General features: G+C 41.0%; 16 protein-coding genes. 10 read left to right on the plus strand and 6 right to left on the minus strand.

All coding sequences use genetic code 11. The features are described 5' to 3' along the window. On the plus strand, positions 1-571 hold a 571-nt coding region (locus PF479_RS07530), incomplete at its 5' end, for a hypothetical protein (RefSeq protein WP_298004378.1). A 67-nt stretch (positions 572-638) separates the two neighbouring features. On the opposite strand, the gene PF479_RS07535 is transcribed toward PF479_RS07530, so the two are convergent. After that, a complete protein-coding gene (locus PF479_RS07535) occupies positions 639-1,451 on the minus strand; it encodes a 3-keto-5-aminohexanoate cleavage protein (RefSeq protein ID WP_298004380.1) in 813 nt (270 codons plus the stop codon). 410 nt (positions 1,452-1,861) lie between these two features. On the opposite strand from PF479_RS07535, the gene PF479_RS07540 reads away from it, so the two are divergent. Further along, positions 1,862-2,392, plus strand: a complete 531-nt coding sequence (locus PF479_RS07540) for a mechanosensitive ion channel domain-containing protein (RefSeq protein WP_298004383.1) — start codon at positions 1,862-1,864, stop codon at positions 2,390-2,392. 382 nt (positions 2,393-2,774) lie between these two features. After that, entirely contained in the window at positions 2,775-3,920 is a 1,146-nt protein-coding gene (locus PF479_RS07545; RefSeq protein ID WP_298004386.1) for an MASE3 domain-containing protein, read from the plus strand. Between the two features lie 121 nt (positions 3,921-4,041). Here the strand turns inward: PF479_RS07545 and PF479_RS07550 are convergent, their stop codons facing one another. Further along, entirely contained in the window at positions 4,042-5,226 is a 1,185-nt protein-coding gene (locus PF479_RS07550) for a serine hydrolase (protein ID WP_298004389.1), read from the minus strand. 155 nt (positions 5,227-5,381) lie between these two features. Here PF479_RS07550 and PF479_RS07555 point away from each other — a divergent pair, with 155 nt between their 5' ends. Continuing rightward, entirely contained in the window at positions 5,382-6,197 is an 816-nt protein-coding gene (locus PF479_RS07555) for an arginase family protein (RefSeq protein WP_298004391.1), read from the plus strand. A 346-nt stretch (positions 6,198-6,543) separates the two neighbouring features. Beyond that, positions 6,544-8,283, plus strand: a complete 1,740-nt coding sequence (locus PF479_RS07560) for a bifunctional diguanylate cyclase/phosphodiesterase (protein ID WP_298004394.1) — start codon at positions 6,544-6,546, stop codon at positions 8,281-8,283. Between the two features lie 160 nt (positions 8,284-8,443). Here the strand turns inward: PF479_RS07560 and tdh are convergent, their stop codons facing one another. Genes tdh through PF479_RS07575 form a run of 3 tightly spaced genes read right to left on the minus strand, consistent with a single transcriptional unit; the run spans position 8,444 to position 11,835 of the window. Next, entirely contained in the window at positions 8,444-9,472 is a 1,029-nt protein-coding gene (gene tdh, locus PF479_RS07565; RefSeq protein ID WP_298004396.1) for an L-threonine 3-dehydrogenase, read from the minus strand. A gap of 15 nt (positions 9,473-9,487) precedes the next feature. Next, positions 9,488-10,681: a glycine C-acetyltransferase gene (locus PF479_RS07570; RefSeq protein ID WP_298004399.1), complete on the minus strand. Its 1,194-nt coding sequence runs from the start codon at positions 10,679-10,681 to the stop codon at positions 9,488-9,490. A gap of 35 nt (positions 10,682-10,716) precedes the next feature. Next, positions 10,717-11,835, minus strand: coding sequence for a hypothetical protein (locus tag PF479_RS07575; protein ID WP_298004402.1), 1,119 nt, complete (start codon positions 11,833-11,835; stop codon positions 10,717-10,719). 433 nt (positions 11,836-12,268) lie between these two features. Between PF479_RS07575 and PF479_RS07580 the strand changes: the two genes are divergently transcribed. The 5 genes from PF479_RS07580 to nagA all read left to right on the plus strand — a co-directional run bounded on the left by PF479_RS07580 (position 12,269) and on the right by nagA (position 18,188). Continuing rightward, positions 12,269-13,375, plus strand: coding sequence for an ROK family transcriptional regulator (locus PF479_RS07580; RefSeq protein ID WP_298004404.1), 1,107 nt, complete (start codon positions 12,269-12,271; stop codon positions 13,373-13,375). 87 nt (positions 13,376-13,462) lie between these two features. Next, a complete protein-coding gene (locus PF479_RS07585) occupies positions 13,463-14,800 on the plus strand; it encodes an ABC transporter substrate-binding protein (protein ID WP_298004407.1) in 1,338 nt (445 codons plus the stop codon). A gap of 75 nt (positions 14,801-14,875) precedes the next feature. Beyond that, positions 14,876-16,000, plus strand: coding sequence for a carbohydrate ABC transporter permease (locus tag PF479_RS07590; protein WP_298004410.1), 1,125 nt, complete (start codon positions 14,876-14,878; stop codon positions 15,998-16,000). Next, positions 16,001-16,924 (plus strand): carbohydrate ABC transporter permease, encoded by a 924-nt coding sequence (locus PF479_RS07595; RefSeq protein WP_298004413.1) that lies wholly within the window; start codon positions 16,001-16,003, stop codon positions 16,922-16,924. It abuts the gene before it with no gap. A 232-nt stretch (positions 16,925-17,156) separates the two neighbouring features. Further along, positions 17,157-18,188, plus strand: a complete 1,032-nt coding sequence (gene nagA / locus PF479_RS07600) for an N-acetylglucosamine-6-phosphate deacetylase (protein ID WP_367277212.1) — start codon at positions 17,157-17,159, stop codon at positions 18,186-18,188. Positions 18,189-18,223: 35 nt separating this feature from the next. Here nagA and PF479_RS07605 read toward each other — a convergent pair whose 3' ends face one another. Further along, a complete protein-coding gene (locus tag PF479_RS07605; protein ID WP_298004416.1) occupies positions 18,224-18,571 on the minus strand; it encodes a PaaI family thioesterase in 348 nt (115 codons plus the stop codon). Between the last annotated feature and the right edge of the window lie 53 nt (positions 18,572-18,624).

An 18,624-nucleotide genomic window follows, 5' to 3' on the forward strand; every position in this document is an offset into this window, starting at 1 on the left:
TAACAACAGATGGGTAGACGTACTAAAGACTCTTGATAAAACCACACTATTGGATCTCTTCAGTTTTTCATACGAAAAGATGCTTTCGATTTTTGATAACATTGAAACATTGGATAATCCAGCAATGCATAATGTAAAATGGTATAGTGATGATATTTCTCCCTGGTGGCTGGATATTGCAAGAGAATATACGGAGCTCTGGATGCATGCCACACAGATATTTAAAGCCCTGGATAACGGGTTCACCTTTGATTCAGAATATTTATCACTATTCTATAAAATATGTTTATTGGCGCTGAACCGGACATATAAGAATGTAAATGAAGAAATACAAGTCCAAATTAAAATCGCTGAGAATCATTATATTTTTAATAATTCTTATGGCTTTCTTGAAGTTCTGGATGACAAGAAAACTACAGCAGCTATATCTATCAGTAATAATGTTGCCTGGAAGGTCTTTTCGGGAATAAAAATGACTCCTGAAGAATTGAACTCGGTCATTATTACAGGGAACCGTAACATTGGAAAAATGTTCCTGGAGATAGAATCAGTAATGATAAAGGCAATCTAATGATCCCTACAACAGACTTCAAGAGAACTGATGTACTCTTGAAGTAGTGCTTGTTTTACACAGTATCTTACACCGCCTGGAGGAGCATTCTTTTGGTTTCTTCTATGCTTCTGAACCTATATCCGCTGTGTTCCAATTCTAGTTTCAATCCCGCCACAAGGTCGCGATTCCGGAGTGCTTCCCTGCCATTGAGGATATTACTGTCTTCAAATCCCACTCGAATGATCTGAGCACCCAGGTCCAATGCTTCCAGATGCTGACTGAAATCCGTATTGCCCACAAAAATCACACCCCAATTGCTTTGCTTTGGAAGCCGGCTTATCAGATACTGCAGTAAATTTCTGGAGTAGATCATTCCCCATCGGCAGTTAAATATAAATGAAAAATTGAAGGGAGGATCTAATAATCCTTGATCAATGAGATATCTGGCAGTTTCGATATTCCCTGTATCGAATATTTCAAGGGAAGGATGGACATTCCATTTTTTAAGCTGGCTGATCCAATATCTGATGGACTGAAGGCTGTTTTGATAAACTTCTTCTCCAAAATTCAATGAACCAAGATTAAGTGATGCAAGATCTGCCTGTTGCGCAGAAGCCGGGCGGATTCGCTCGTCGTCATCCAGGTTAGAAAGGCCCCCGGAACTTGCTTCAATGCAGATATGTGTCTCTTTGGAGATAAGATGAACCGATTCCTGAAATACTCCGATATCTGCTGACAATGCTCCGCTTGTGCTGCGGGAATGGAAATGTACAATGGCAGCTCCCTGTACTGCACAGGCCGCTATTTCTGCAGCAAGATCTTTCGGATCCAAAGGATTCCCTTTACCGATACCCCAGCCACCCTGTGGTGCCAGGCTCAATGAAACTAAGTCAGCCATTTAATTTTCCTTTGGGCTGTATGCCCGAACCATAACAAACACGAATCCGAGCAGTCCTGAGAGTCAACCAGTATTAAATTGTTCTAATCCCGGGAGTCACAGACCGTAGCAACAGAAACTATTCTTCAGGATAAAGTCCAATATTTGATGCGGGAACAAATACTGGTCAATAAACACCGTTTCAGATTCCATATTAAACCTTGTGAATGGTATATTATATGATACTATTATTGAATAATGCTTGGTAGCCCTGATTTTTTAAAAGAATAGAAATTTGAATAGATTGAATAGTTTAAGTGAAAAGAAATCAAAAAAATTGGAGAATAAGCTTTTAGACGAATCAACCCGCTATGATGTATCAAAAATGTATACTACATTTTTTGCGGGTCACATTCAGAGGCTAATGATTTATGGAAAATATAATCAAAAAGTTCCTTGATGAAACGACTCTCTGGGTTCCGAGAGTCATCGGCGTAATCGTGATTATCCTCTGTTTTTTTGTGCTTTCGAAAATACTTAAAAGTGTCATTACTAAAGGTTGTAGGCGGTTCAAGCTTGATATTCATCTTACATCCCTCATTACCCGCACAAGCAGTACAACAATGATAATATTTGGCTTTGTTACAATCCTCGGAACCTTAGGTATTAATGTCTCTGCCCTTGTAGCAGGGTTGGGATTGACAGGGTTTGCATTAGGTTTTGCACTAAAAGACATTATTTCGAATATCCTTTCGGGTGTCCTGATCCTGTTGTACCGACCTTTTAAGATTGGAAATACCATAAAAGTCGCTGGATATGAGGGCATCGTTGTTTCTATTGACCTGAGATATACGGAATTAATCAGCGAAGGGAATAAGATGCTGATCCCCAATTCAAAATTATTTACCGAGCCTATTACAGTCCTTCATCCAGAGGATAGTCTGACTAAAAATAGTAAATAATAAAGGACTGCTCCGGAACGTTTTTAGCTTCTGCAGAACTAAAGTTCCATTTTTTGGAAATTCATCAATCATCTAACTATTGTGAGTTTACCGGTGAAACTGGCATTAAATTGACACTTCAGGCTATAGGAGTATAATTAGAATTGTAGAAAAGGATGTGCCGAGCATGAAAATTCAGAGTTTGAATGGGAAAAGCTACTTTTCTTCTATAAATTTATTATTCATTTCAACAGTCCTGATATTGTTTAGTGGACTATATTATTTGAGTAGATATAAATACCTGCTTTTTCATGCTTCCATTGAAATATTCAGCATTACAATCTCTTGTTGTGTTTTTATTTTATCAACCCTTACTTTTAAAAAATAAAAGAATGCATTTTCATTGTTAGGTCTTGGGTATTTAGCTGTAGCGATTTTAGATCTTTTACATACATTAACATATCAAGGGATGAATTTATTTGAATCAGATATCTTTTATGCAAACCAGCTTTGGATATGTGCAAGAATATTTGAGAGCATAACCATCTTTCTGTTCTTGATTTACTCTAAACGTGTATCTATAGGATTTTATAAAATAGCGTCCTTGTATCTATTAGCATTTATCACAGTATTATTGACAATATTTTACTTTAAAATATTTCCTGCCTGTTTTATTCTGGGAAAGGGACAGACAGAATTTAAGATTATTTCCGAGTATATTATTTGTATAATATTGGGAGTTTCCCTTTATATGCTGAGAACCAAATATTTTCTTGATAATGAGGTTATAAATACATATTTATCATTTTCAATTATTATTACAATTTTGAGTGAATTATCCTTTACATTATATATGGATAATTATGGATTATTAAATGTAATGGGACATTTTTTAAAGTTGATTTCCTTCTATTTTATTTATAAATCAATATTGTTAGTCAATGTTCGGAACCCATTAGTCATTATTTTTGAAGAGTTAAGAAAAAAGGAAGATCGGATTTTACTTCTTTTGTCAGAATTAGAAAAAGAAAAAAACATTGCCATTGAATCGTCCATTACAGATGGATTGACCGGGATTTCTAATCGTAGATATTTCGATCAAGCATTGATTGAGAAGTATTATCGTGCACAAAGACAAAAACAAAGTTTATCAATTATTATGATAGATATTGATTTCTTTAAGCTTTATAATGATCAGTATGGTCACGTTTCTGGAGACGAATGTTTAATAAGAGTGGCAAAAGCTCTTCAGGACGTGATGAGTCGAGCAACAGATATTCTGGCTCGTTATGGTGGTGAAGAGTTTGTGGTTCTATTAGAAGATACAAATGAACATGGTGCCGGTAACCTTGCTAATAAAATGAGGAAATCCATAATTGAATTAGAGATTGAACATTCAAAATCAGAAATATCAAAATATGTAACTATTAGTCTTGGTGTTCATACTATTCATAACTTTGAAATTGAAGAAATTAATCAAGTCGTTGGTTTTGCGGATGAGGCTCTATACAAAGCAAAAAGCAATGGGCGGAATAGAGTTGAATTCTAATATTCACTTTTAAAAAACCTTCCAGCTTCTCCTTGAAGGACGTGTATTCCTCCGCAGAAAAAAAAGATTCCATTTTTCAGGCTATCAGGAGTAAAAATCTGAAGCAGAAATAGTTACTTCCTTAAGCAAGGGCTCCGTACAAAATCTGGGCAAACTCGCGCTGCAGAGGGTAGGGACAGTCCGCCAGCTGCAGCATCATCACTGCATAGAGCTCTTCCGCCGGGTCAATGCACATCCAGGTTGCTGCCGCACCGCTCCAGCCGTATTCTCCCCTGCTTCCTGGAATCCCCGCCAGAGAGGGATTCATCATCACCCTCACGCCCAGGCCGTAACCGTAGCCGTCCCCGGACATGGTCGCCAGGGCCTTCCCGGTCAGATGGTTCCGGTTGATCAGATTTAGAGTCTTCCGCCCTATAATCCTGTGCCCATCGAATGACCCTTCCTTTAAAAGAGCCTCGCAGTACCGGGAGTAATCCCCCAGAGAGGATATCAGTCCCCCGCCGCCCGACTCAAATCCGCCTTTCTTAAAAAGGAAGCTTGTCAGGGGATCATCCTGAGCAACTCGGACCGGGGCTTCTCCCGCCTTCACAGTTCTGTATAAGGGAACAAGCCGTTCCGCCTGCTCCTTGTCAGGCAGAAAGGTGGTCTCTTTCATCTCCAGAGGATCGAAAATGTTTTTCTTCAGATATGAACCGAAACTCTCCCCTGAGAGAACCTCGATCACCCGGCCCAGAATGTCGTGATTGTAACCGTAGAGAAAATCATCCCCCGGTTCGAAGGCCAAAGCCGTGCCCGCAAGGGCCTCTATATAATCCCGGGTATTCAGACTCCCCTGAGGGGCTGATTTCTCCTTTTCTGCCTCCCCTATGCGGTTCAGCAGGAACCGGTCTGCAGGGAGGGACCCCGGATTGAATCCATAGGGTATGCCGCTGGTCATCGTGAGCAGATGCTTCATCAGGATAGGCTGGACCGCCGGTTTCAGGAGGGGGATGTCCTGATCGTATCCGGTAATTACATTCATCCGCCGGAAGGAAGGAATAAAGTCGGAGAGGGGAGTCTCCAGTGTAAAAAGACCCTTCTCAAAAAGCTGCATGGCCCCCAGGATGGTAATGACCTTGCTCATAGAGTAAATCCGGAACAGTGCATCCTCTTTCAATACCTTGCCTGCCTCTTTATCGGCGAGACCGGTCACCACATGGGCCAGTGTCTCCCCTCTCTGCACAACCTGTGCCGAAATACCGGGAATCCTCCCGTCTGTAGTGTATTTCATAAAAAGATCTTTCAGATTCTCTTCCATGGGCTTCATGTCCTGCTCCTTGATGCTCAATCCTTGATTATCATGCCATTACTATGGAATATATTATATCAGAAAATAAAATACAAAAGTGATAATAGAGGATGCTTCCTTCTGTTGATCGGTGATGGAAAGAAGGCTTTAATGATGAGTTGAAAAAGGAAAACATGGAAAAAGAATATTTATTTGCGCCTCAATGGCAGGATTCTGACAAAACAAATGAATTATATGACGGATCACAGGCTCTGAAAAAATATTTTGCTTCACTCTCAGAGAACCAGATATACGAAGTATTGATTGATCCGGTTTCAGTAATTAAACTCGAAAATGACATATATGGATATGCGGTCATTGCCGATCAATTACTCAGGATTAAGGACAATCTGGAACATCATAATCCCGACAAATTAGCGACACTCGGGGGCGGTTGCGGTATTGAAGTCCCCATCGTCTCATATCTATCAGGAAAGTATTCAAACCTGCAGGTTTTTTGGTTTGATGCTCATGGAGATTTAAATTCACCCCAATCATCGCCCAGTAAATATTTCCATGGTATGCCATTGCGGTTTATTACAGAGCAGCAAAGGAATACAATCGGGGATATTTTTAAGACCATACCATGTAAAAATGTTCATCTCATTGGATCAAGAGATCTGGATGACCCGGAACAAGCCTATATTACTGAGAGCAATATGCATGTTATTGGATTGGACAATGATTATTGGAGGGCACTCAATAATCATATTTCACAAAAGACTCAGGCCTATATCCATATTGATTTGGACGTTATCGATCCCCAAGAATATAAAAATGTTAAGTGTCCTGTTAAAAACGGAATGTCAATAAATGATTTAGTTCGATCTGTTCAGCTTATAATTAAAAGTATGAATGTTGTCGGCATGAGTGTTGTAGAAAATATTGAACAGGATATTAATAAAATAAAGGTGTTAAGACCTTTACTGGAAGAACTCATTAAATTATAGACAAGAGTGTTTCCACTGATTCGGTCCTAAACACGTTCCTGGAGCAGACGGGTTTAATCTTCTATCCAATCTGACAGATTCAAATTGCTGCCTTTATATGCCCTTCTGCATCATGGTCAAAGCCCGCATAGGCAGCGGCCGACCATGAGGAGTGATTCCCAAAATAAAAAGAGAAATGCTTTTCTTGTTGGAGTTTCGCTTGTATTATGAACACAAATAAAAAGGACTCTCAGGAAGGAGCTCTGAAAATCTCATCGAAGAATTTCATGGTAGCAAAATGTTCTATTTACTATAAAAAAGCTATAGTGGCCTTTATATATTGAAAAATGGATGGATAAAATAATACATGAAGAAAATAGAAAGGCCTCCGGTCGATGATGTTCTGATAAAGCAGATCCTGGGAATTATGATCATTGGAATTCTTATCATCTTTGTAAACGGATATCTGAATCTAACCGTTAGGAACAGTCCGGCCATGGGGTTTGTCTGCATCTTCGGGGCAGGCCTTATTTCTCTCTTCAGCATTCATCTTCTTTTATTCAGGAATACGGGAAAAGTATTCTTAAGCAGTTTGATCGTTCTTACCCTTATTCTCCTCTCCTTCCAGATCCTGGGAACCGAGCGGGAAATAGCACTGGCATGGCTTTTCATTCTCCCCCTTATTGCCTTTTATACCCAGAGGCTCATCTGGGGGACAGTGTATTCTGTCTCGTTGATTCTAGTGTCTCTGGGGATCTCCTACTTCCGGTTCAAAATGCATATTACACCAGCCATTTCACCGGGAGCCTATATTGAGGGAGCTGCGGTTTTCTCTGTCATCACCTTATTGACCTTTATATACCAAATGTCTATAGAAAAGAAAGAAGGAACCATTTTCATCCAGTACTTCAGAGATGCCTTAACCTCTCTGCCTAATAGAAGAAAGCTGATCCAGGATATCTCCAGGCGGAGGGAGAATACCTTGATTCTGGTGAATATAGATGATTTTAAGGAGATCAATAATTTCATCGGTATTGCAGGTGGTGACACGGTTCTCGGAGAAATAGCTCGCAGACTGGATACTTTCCGGATGATATCCGGAGTAACCCTTTACAGGCTGCATGCAGATGAATTTGCTCTCCTGATTTCCGGGAAGAAAGATTTGCAGACCGCAGTTAATATAGCCGAAAAGATTTATTCCCTGGTGAATACGGATATTACGATTGAAAAGACGGCAATCATTGTGACTGTTTCCATTGGGATCTCAGATTGTCATGATTTACTGGCCACCACTGATATCTCTCTGAAGTTATCTAAGAGCCTGAAGATTGGCTACTGCATCTATAACTCTGAGATGGAAATATCAAAAAGGTATGAAGACAATATCAATCAGCTGTATAGAATTCAAAAGGGAATTGAAAATAACAGCTTTATTCCTTATTTCCAACCCATTTATAATATAGAAGAAAATAGAGTCAGTAAGTTTGAATGTCTGATCAGGTTGGTAGATGATAATGAGATTCTAACACCCGACCAGTTTCTGAATATTTCCATGCGGTCAAAGAAGTATCCCTTTCTCACCAGAATCATGGTGAGCAAGTCTTTCGAGTTCTTTAAAGACAATGATTATTCTTTTTCCATCAACCTTTGTCTGGAAGACATTATAAATGATGAAACCACATCCCATATTTATTCCGAGCTTGAACGGTATGGTATCGGACACCGGGTGATCTTTGAGTTCCTTGAAACAGAGAGGATTGAAAACAACCCCGAAGTCCTCTGTTTTCTAAAAAGAATAAAGAGATATAACTGTCTAATTGCCATAGATGATTTCGGTACAGGGTATTCCAACTTTGATTTTATTCTGAGAATGAATTTTGATTTTCTGAAGATCGATGCAACCCTGATTAAAAATGTTCTTGAAGATAAAAACGCCCGTATCCTTATCAGTACAATCGTGAAATTCTCACGTGATCTGGGAATACAGACCATCGCTGAGTTTGTGGCTACCGAGAAGATTTATCAAAAGGTGAAAGAACTGGGAATAGACTTTGCCCAGGGCTATTATATCGGGAAACCTGAAGAAGATATCAGTGTATATGCATAAGTCGCCGGGAAGAGCCGCTGATTCTATAAACAGTGTTACCGTATCCTTATCCAGGCAGATAAAATTATCATTCTAATCAAACGTGAGTAAACATCATCTTATATTTCCGTACGTTCCTCATCAGGAGTCAAATGATGAGTCGAGGAATTGACTTAGGAAGCTATGACTCCCAGTCTAAAATCACTTTACCCGAATGGCCGGAACACATGATTTCAAAACCTTCCTTGTAGTCATCAACAGACATTTCATGAGTGATGATGGGAGTGAGGTCTAATCCTGACTGAACAAAACTTGCCATTTTGTACCATGTTTCAAACATTTCACGTCCATAGAGACCTTTAATCATGAGCCCCTTGAAAATGACCTCATCCCAGTTGATCGCCATATTTTTTGAAGGGATTCCAAGCATGCCGATCTTTCCCCCGTTGTTCATCACCTCGAGCATATTGTGAAACGCCGAAGGATTTCCGGACATCTCGAGGCCGATATCAAATCCTTCTGTCATACCCAGTTCTTGTATGACCTGTTTTAATCTTTGCTTGCTGGTATCAATGGCACAGGTCACACCCATTTTTTCAGCCAGGTTTAAACGATAGGGGTTTACATCTGTAATGACGATATGCCGGGCTCCCACATGCCTTGATACGGCCGCCGCCATTATCCCTATTGGTCCAGCTCCAGTAATCAGTACATCTTCACCAGCCATATTGAAGGATAATGCTGTATGAACAGCATTCCCGAAGGGATCGAAAATTGCGGCGAGTCTGCCTGGGATATTGTCGGGGATTTTAAAGGCATTGTATGCCGGGATGACCAGATATTCTGCAAATGCTCCCGTACGATTTACGCCTACACCTATTGTATTGCGGCAAAGGTGTATGCGCCCCGCCCGGCAGTTCCGGCAAAAACCACAGGTTATGTGTCCTTCTCCCGATACCCGATCGCCCAGAGCAAAGTTTTTTACGCCCGCGCCGAAATCAGCAATTTCTCCAAAATATTCGTGCCCTATCACCATGGGAACAGCAATTGTCTTTTGAGCCCAGTCGTTCCATTTATAGATATGGACATCAGTCCCGCAAATTGCGGTTTTCTTTATTTTGATCAACACATCGTTATAGCCCATTTCAGGCATTTTAACTTCAGTCTGCCAAATTCCCTCCTGGGGGAACATCTTTGATAAAGCTTTCATTTTACATCCTCTTGTCTAGATAATTGCCATTTCCTGTCCAATTGTAATAAAGGCAGTAATCGCCTTATCCAATTGCTCTTTTGTATGGGCCGCAGATATCTGGACACGAATCCTTGCCTTCTCTTTGGGAACCACAGGAAAGGAAAAACCGACAACATGGATTTGTTTTAATATCATTTGCTCTGCCATTTTTGCGGCGACTTTAGCATTACCAAGCATGATGGGAATAATGGCATGATCTTTACCGGCCAAATCAAAACCAGCTGCGGTCATCATCTTTCGAAAATAAGAAACATTCTCCCAGAGTTTTTCTCTTATATGATCCCCATTTTTCAGGATCTCTATGGCTTGAATGGAGGCAAAGGTGATGGATGGTGACAGGCTGTTTGAGAATAGATAGGGCCGGGATCTCTGTCTGAGCCAATCGATAATTTCCTTTCTTCCTGAAATATATCCTCCCGAAGCTCCACCGAGTGCCTTGCCCAGGGTGCCTGTCAGAATATCGATCCTGCCCAGGACATCACAGTATTCAGCTGTGCCCCTTCCTTTTTTACCCAGGAGTCCGACGGCATGGCTGTCGTCTACCATGACCAGGGCCTTGTATTTATCTGCTAAATCGCAAATTTGTTTAAGATCGGCAATGACTCCATCCATAGAAAATACACCATCTGTTGCGATGAGTTTAACCCTGGCCCCGGCAGCATCGGCCTGCTTGAGCTGTTCTTCCAAATCAAGGATATTATTATTCTCATATCTATAACGTTTTGCTTTGCAAAGGCGGACTCCATCTATAATCGAGGCATGATTTAAGGCATCAGAAATAACGGCATCATCTGATGTGAGAATGGTTTCAAATAGTCCGCCATTGGCGTCATAGCATGAAGAATACAGGATGGTCTCTTCAGTGCTTAGAAAATCACTGATTTTTGATTCCAGTTCCTGATGGATGTCTTGTGTCCCGCAGATAAAACGAACGGATGCCACGCCAAAGCCATACTTTTCCAGGCCCTCTTGTCCAGCTGCGATAAGATCCGGATGATTTGCCAGACCAAGATAGTTATTGGCACAGAAATTTAATACGGGAACGCCCTCAATCATGATATTGCTCGATTGGGAGGATGTAATAATTGTCTCTGTTTTATACAAGCCTTCAGATTTTAAATTTTGTGTTTGTTTGTGAAGATTCGTAAGAAATGATTGCTTATTCATAAGTTCCTCTCTAATGGCTGTGTTTGATCATGGCATTAAATACGAGGCACAACTTCCTGCCAGGCATGGAGAAACCGGATAAAGGTCTCTGCGGTGGCTCTATATGCCCCGGCTGAGATTGATTCGCTGAGGATGGCGTTATTCAGAAACTCATTAAACTCGTTTCTATCTATATCAACATGGTGAAGGGCCGCAAGAACACTGGAGGATACAGCCTTATACTCGAGATCATCCTGGGTAAAGTGTTCAATAAAAGTTCCCAGAGATTGAGGATCGAAACCGAATAAACGGACCTTCTCCCTCAGGTATTTGAATCGGAGAATATCCTGCCTCTGCCTGGTCCAATAGGATCCTTTTCGTTTGGGGGGAAGATGCAGGAGAAGCAAGTCCTGATCAAAGAAAAAGGGAAGGCCGCAGTACCGGGCATTCAGAACATAGTCATCATCCTCGCCTCTGGTTCCGTAGGGATCAAAGGGAACTTGAAGAAACATTTTTCTGTTGATCACCATATTCCCCCCAAAAGCGACGGTGCAGGGTGAAAGGGGGTCCTCGGCTTCCAGCTCCTTTTTGACATTTTCATTAAAAAGAGCATCTTTAGGCCAGTTTTCCAAAACATAGGAGGCTTGGCCATCGTAGAATTTCCGGCCATCCTCATCAATGACGCAGCCGGTTTTACCCAGGATTTCCGTTCCTTTGTAATCTGTCCCCATGTAGCGGAGAGCCTTTGAGTGATAGTTTTCATCGATGCATTCGTCATCATCAATCATCACCACATTGTCAAACCCATGGATCGCTGCATACAAGAGGCCGATATTCCGGACTCCTCCATAGCTGTCCAGATGGACTGCCTGAAGCAAATCTTCAGGGAACCCGTTCTTTTTAAGAGCTGAAATTATCTGTTTCAGATCGGTATCTGTGAAGATTCGTATATCAATAGACCGCTCGGCAGTAATCGCCTTCACTTTTGCTTCAATGACGGAATTCATGGGTGAAGGAAAGAGAATGACCGGGTCGGGATAATTCATTTTTTCCAAATTATCCAGGGTCTGTCCCAGAGAACCCTCTTCAGCAACAGATATTGGATGATCAAAAATATTCCATGACATAATTTCGGGGGTAGACCAATAGGTAGGGATAATCATGCAGTTAGACATTTTCTTCTCCAGAATCCATTCATTCTTTAGTTGATAAAATCAACTATCAAACAATTGCATTGATAAATCGATATGTCAAGACGATAAAAAGCTTCATTCTCTTAAAAATTGTAAAGAGACAGGGCATAATCCTTTAGTTTTCTTGGGGTTTATCTATTATTTAAACTAAAATGAATGAGAGCCAGTACTTTGTAAAGCCACACTCTTTTAAAATTAATATGTAATCTGAGTATAATGATTAAAATGTTTTAATGTAAGAATATATATCTATTTTTACTAAGAGTAAGTTACAGTTGTTTTGTTGCAAATAGTCATAATTCAGGATTTGAATGGAAAAATTACGTTGACAGCTATTTTTATAATGTGGTATAAAGGAGTGATAGTTGATAAAATCAATTAAATTACCGAGTTTTAGGGTAGAGAGAGTTGGAAGATGAATAAAGTGAAAAATGAGAATAGAATCTGTCAAACTCTCTGGCAACATCCGAATTTAAGCCGTGTTGATCTTTCCAAAAAATTAAAACTAGATAAATCCACTATCTCGATTGAAGTGAACAGGCTGATAAAAAAGGGAATCGTCATAGAGATGGAAGAGGATTCCATCTCTCCCATTGGAGGACGGCGGCCTATTCCTTTAATGGTAAACAAAAATTACGGGATCATCATTGGTATCGCCATACAATGCGGACATTATACTGCTGTCGCTGTTAACCTGGCTGGTGATTTTCTTGAAGAAAAAGAAGAGTTCCTCTCTATTACAAAGGATAACCTTGCCCTCAGTATTCAACTCATATATTGGGAGTTTCGCAATCGTCTCAGTAAGCATACGGGAGTTCTCCTGGGTGTGGGTATCGGAGTAGGGGGGATTGTTAATCAGAAAGATGGTACAATCCTATACTCTGTTCCCTTAAAGATTACAGAATCCTTTAATTTTGTTAAAAATATATCAGAAAAACTTGATACTCCTTTCATCCTGGAAAATAATGCAAATTGCTGCGCCTGGGGAGAACTTGCTTTTCATAAAAATAATGAACTCAATAATATCTTATTTGTTTTAGTCGAATTTAAACAGGCCATTGTTCCTCATGATGAATATGGCGGAGTCGGAATAGGATTTGGAATTGTTTTAAATGGAAAGGTTCATTATGGATCCAGCTCTTCAGCCGGTGAGTTCCGCAGTATTTTATGTACTGAAAACAACGGTCTTCAGGTTTCTCTCTCTAATGAGGAACTGAGTCAGATCCTCACGGATCAATCTGTATTGGATCGATTTGCCTCAGAATTATCAAGCAACATAGCCATGCTGGTGAACACTCTGGATTTGAGTCAGGTTTTTATTGGCGGTGATATTGAAAAATGTGACTTTGATTTCTGTCAAATTCTTGATGATAAAATTCAGAAATACTGGATGTATCCGACAAAAAAGAAAGTAGGAATTCACTATTCCTCCCTGGGCGCAAAAGCTGTTGCTTTCGGAGCTGCCGGGATGTTTACACACAGACTTTTTTCTACGGATACCTTTCCCTCTGATATGAGTTGAAGAATAAAAACTCATTAATTTGTTTTTTAAAGTACACCGTGAGTGTACTCATTGATACTCTTTAGATCTCTTTTAGGAGGAGAACGTATGAAATCTTTAAGGAAATGGCTCACCATTGTCATTGTCGGATTCTTTGCAATCGGTACCATCTTTGCCAATGGAAGCAGCGATTCTGCAGAGGCGAATCAAGTGACTCTCAATGTGCTTGATTACATTGATGCTACCGCCCCGGGCTATGCTGAGAATGAAGCGATATGGCAGGAATTTACTGACAGTAATTCCGATATCTCTATCGTCAAAGAAGAACTCTCAAACGAAGCCTTTCATCAGAAAATGGCTGCTTATGTGGCTGCCGGGACAATTCCTGATGTCATGTATATGTACCCTTCGGGTCGTTCCACTACGATTCACGAAATGAAGCTCGTTAAAGACCTGGCTCCCCTCTTGGGAGATGATTTTTTATCTCACTTTGTTTCCGCTGCGATTGATCCTTCCGGTCAGGTCAGCCCTTACCTGGCAGAGCTTCCCCAGAGCATCACCTATTCATCCATCATGTATACGAATACGAAGTTATTAGATGATATGGGTCTGAAAATCCCTGAAACATATGCGGATCTTAAAGCCATGGTTCCTCTGCTTAAGGCCAAAGGAATACAAACCATTCTGATGGCGAATAAAGACGACTGGGTCATGCAGTCCTGTCTCTTTTCGACAGTTGCCGGAAGATTTCTGGACAGCGAATGGATTGAAAGTGTAAAGAAGGGTGAGGCTCAATTTACCGATAAGGCGTTCATTGACGCTTTAACTTTTATCCAGACAATGTACCAGGACGGAGTGATTTCTCCAAACACCATTCAGGTGTCCTACGGTGAGGCTCCTGCTCTTTTTGCAGCCGGCAAAGCAGCATTTTATATTGACGGTGACTGGCGTCAGAACGCTTTTATTACCGATCCATCCTCGGGAACGGCTCTCATCAGCCCGGAAGCTCAGGAAAATGATTTTAACTTTATGAACTTTCCCATTATACCCGGTGAGAAAAATCCCGGTGTAACATCGGCAATCCTGGGCTGCGGATATGGAATCTCCACAGCGATTCCCGAAGGTTCTGAAAAAGAAGCTGCTGCCATCCGTCTGGTTAAGTATCTATACTCAAAAGATGTTCAGAAACAGTACCTGGAAGTCGGCCGTTACATCACATCCCGTAATGATGTTACAAGTGACAAGCTGGAACCATTCATTACAAAGATGATGACTTTCCATGACTCTATTGGAAACACAAGCGATGTTCTTGATGGAGTTCTCGATTCTACAGTTTACTCTGTCATCAACAGTGGATTGCAGGAAATCGGATTGGGACTGAAGACTCCCGCTCAGGTTGCTGCTGCCGTTCAGGAAGCCATGGACACTCAGATTTCTTCAAAGTAATTTAATTTTAATACAGCGGCGCATCAATGGTATGAGGCGCCGCTTTATTCATATTCATGAACAAGGAAAACAGATGTGGGATCTTTAAAAATTAAGAGTAAAAATGCGGAAGAACGTAAGGCCTATTGGATTATGGTTCTACCGGCATTTGCTATTTACATTCTGGTCATGGGCTTTCCAATCATCATCTCTTTCATTCTTTCTCTGAGCAACTACAATGGTGGTAAAATGTTTGGTGGAGAAGCCTGGAAAATTACCGGATTTCAGCAGTATAGCAAGCTTATTGTAGATCCCAGCTTTTGGTATGCACTCAGGAATAATATTTACGTTGTTATTATCTCAGTCTTTGGTCAACTGCCTTTAGGGCTCTTTCTGGCGTATCTTATATACCGGAAAACGGTTCGCTTTGGAGATTTCTGGCAGGGTGTTCTTTATGTGCCTGCCATCATCTCAGTGATTGTCATCGGGATCATGTGGAGTATGATTTTCTCTCCTTATGGACCACTTTCAGAGATTGTCAACAAATATCATTCCCATGTTTATACCAGAGAGCTCACTCAGATTTTTAATCAGGAGAAGGGTTTTCTCATTTCTGATAATCTTGTTCAAAAAATCTATGCCCTCAGCGGCTCCATTGTCGATCAGACATTTTCCACCAGTGCAGAATTCAAACAGTTCCTTCTGACATACTCTCCGGATCAACTGGATGTTCTCAAAAGCGACCTCTGCAATCTGTTTTCTCCTAAATGGTCTTCTGATTTTCTGAACAAAAGGGACATCGCCATGATTCCCATCCTCTTTGTGACCCTTTGGATCTGGACAGGACTGTATTTGATTCTCTTTCTGGGGAATATGCAGAAAATCAGTCCTCAAATCCTGGAAGCAGCCACAATCGACGGAGCCTCAGAAGGGGAAGTGCTGATTCATATTATTCTTCCCAGTCTCTCCGGGGTTATCATGAATGCCTCTATTCTCTGCATTGCCGGTTCTTTGAGCGGGTTTGATCTTATTTTTGCCATGACAGGAGGGGGGCCGGCGCGTATTACCCAGGTTCTATCCATATATATGTACGAAAATGCCTTTATGGGAGCCCCCAACTATCCCCTGGCCAATGCAATTTCCATGACTATCGTGGTCTTCAGCTTCCTGCTTGTAGCCATCACAAAGGGTGTAGAGAAAAAAATGGGAGGAGTAGAATAAATGGTACAGAATCATTCCCACAGAAATGTGATAGCCGATACACTGGATTCGATCGGCAAGGCAGGTGCCTATGTAATCATGACCCTTTTCTCCCTTATGACTATATATCCTATCTTCTGGCTTATATTGAATTCCTTTAAAACAACAGTCGAGTTTCGCTCCAATATGGTAGGGTTACCCAAGGTTTGGACTCTTCAGAACTATGTTGGTGCATGGAAAATAGGTGAGTTTGATCAGCTCATTGGCAATTCCTTTTTATATACAGGGGTTGCGACAATCGGAATTATTCTGCTCTCTCTTCGGGCAGGTTTTGCCTTTGCGAAAATCAAATCGAGGGCCACAAAGCCAATTTATGCAAGCTTTATCATAGGCATTCTTCTAACTATTCAGTCATTGATGGTTCCCTTGTTTCTGGAAGTGACTCAACTGGATAGAATCCTGGGAGATTTTTTTCAACTCCTGGGTATTATGAAATCTAATAAGTTCCATTTGTTCTATAACAACCGTTTTGGAGTGATCCTCATATATATCGGCTCGGCCTTGCCTACGGCTATTTATCTGAGTACCGAGTATTTAAAGAGCATACCCGCATCGCTGATCGAAGCTTCAAGAATGGACGGAGCCAAATATGAACAGATTTTCCACTCCATCATATTACCCATGGCCAAACCCATTATCACCATCGTTTCCATACTCAATATCCCTAAGATCTGGAACGAATTTGCCCTCATCAACATTCTGGTTTCTAAGACAGAGCTCCAATCTCTGCCTCTGGGAATCTTTAGATTCTCAGGTTCTCTCTCATCAGATTATGGAAAACAGTTTGCAGCCCTTGTTATCGGCTTTGTTCCCATGTTCTCATTTTATCTATTATTCAGAAAGCAGATTACCCAGAGTGTTGCTGCAGGGGCTATCAAGGAATAGAATCCGGATATTAGTAAAAAGAAGATGGGGATAGAATCATATAATCAAAGCAATAAAAATTGTATATGATAAATTTAAGGGGTGATTTGTGCTTTGTCTTTACAATGCTAAGGTTTATACAGGAATTAATTCCCTTGATGAATCGACAGTTCTTATTCAGGATGGTCGGATTGAGGACGTTCTTTCCAATAAAAGATTCAAACAAATGATTCTTCCCGCATAGACCCGGGTCATAGATCTTCAGGGTTTAAATGTTTCTTCGGGATTTGTAGATACTCATATTCATGGCCTCCATGGAATGGATACTCTGGATGGAACATCCGATTCAATTCTCGGTATGTCAAAATCTCTCATTCAATATGGTGTGACTTCCTTCTGTCCGACATTGTACCCCCAGGATGACAAGATTTTCCTGAATTCGATTCGGAATGTTGTCAATGCCATGGGCCATGAAGAGGGGGCAAAAATCCTGGGGATGCATCTTGAAGGACCCTTTATTTCCAGATCACAAACGGGAGTTCAACTTCCTCAGTACATGAGAGAGGTTGATCTGGAACTGATGCAAAAATATTGGGATGCTTCAGAAGGCATTATCTCCATTATGACCGTTGCTCCCGAGTTGAAAGGAATGAGATCCCTGGCATTATACTGCAGAAAAAAGGGAATCGTTCTTTCGGCAGGACATTCCAATGCCAGCTATGACAATATGAGGGAAGGGATGGAGGCGGGGATTGTCCATTCAACACATTTTTTTAATGCTATGAGGGCGCTTCACCATCGGGATCCCGGCGTTGTTGGGGCGATTATGATCCATCCGGAGGTCTCCTGCGAGATTATCGGCGATGGAGTCCATGTTCATCCGGCTCTCATCAAGCTTCTGCTCAGTGTAAAACCCAAAGACAAGATCCTGCTTGTTACAGATTCGCTTAGACCGACAGGACAGAAGGAAGGTGACTTGTATGCCAATAATGAGAAAGTCTATCTCAAAGACGGGATTTTCTATAGAGTTTCAGATGATGTCATTGCGGGGTCTTCCCTCACGATGAACCGGGGGATAAAAAACCTGATGGACATGGGCATCGATAAATCTCTGGCCATCCAGATGGCAACAAAAAATCCTTCTCTTGTTTTGAATAAACAGAATGAACTGGGATCACTCATCCCTGGAAAGGCTGCTGATATAGCTGTTTTTGATGACAATTTGAATATTGAATATACCATTGTCAATGGAAACATCTTATATTCCTCACGATCACAATCATGATCATGGATGATGTCTCAGGTTATCAGATTTTATAATTATACGAAAATGAAATGTTTGGCTTTGGCTGTTGCACAGACCATTCCATCAGAATTTGTGACCACAGCTTCAAAAAACAGAAATCTCTTTTGCTGATCCACCAGCCGGGCTTTCACGAGAATCGTTTTCATAACCGGTGTGATCGCTTTTATGTATTTAATTTCCAGATGTCTTGTCACATTAGGACTGGCAACCAGCATGCTGAGAGGGCCGATGGTATTGTCTATGGCAGCAGAAATAACTCCCCCCTGCATATTCCCAAATGGATTCAACTGATTTTCCAGTACAGGAAAACGGCAGATAAGGGATTGTTCCGCCTTGTCAACTTTTTCCCTCTTTCCTTTCATATCAACAAAAACAGCGTGTGGTTTTTCCAGCTATATATCAATTCCTTCTCATC

Origin of the sequence: Oceanispirochaeta sp., assembly GCF_027859075.1 — a bacterium.
GTDB lineage: Bacteria > Spirochaetota > Spirochaetia > DSM-2461 > DSM-2461 > Oceanispirochaeta.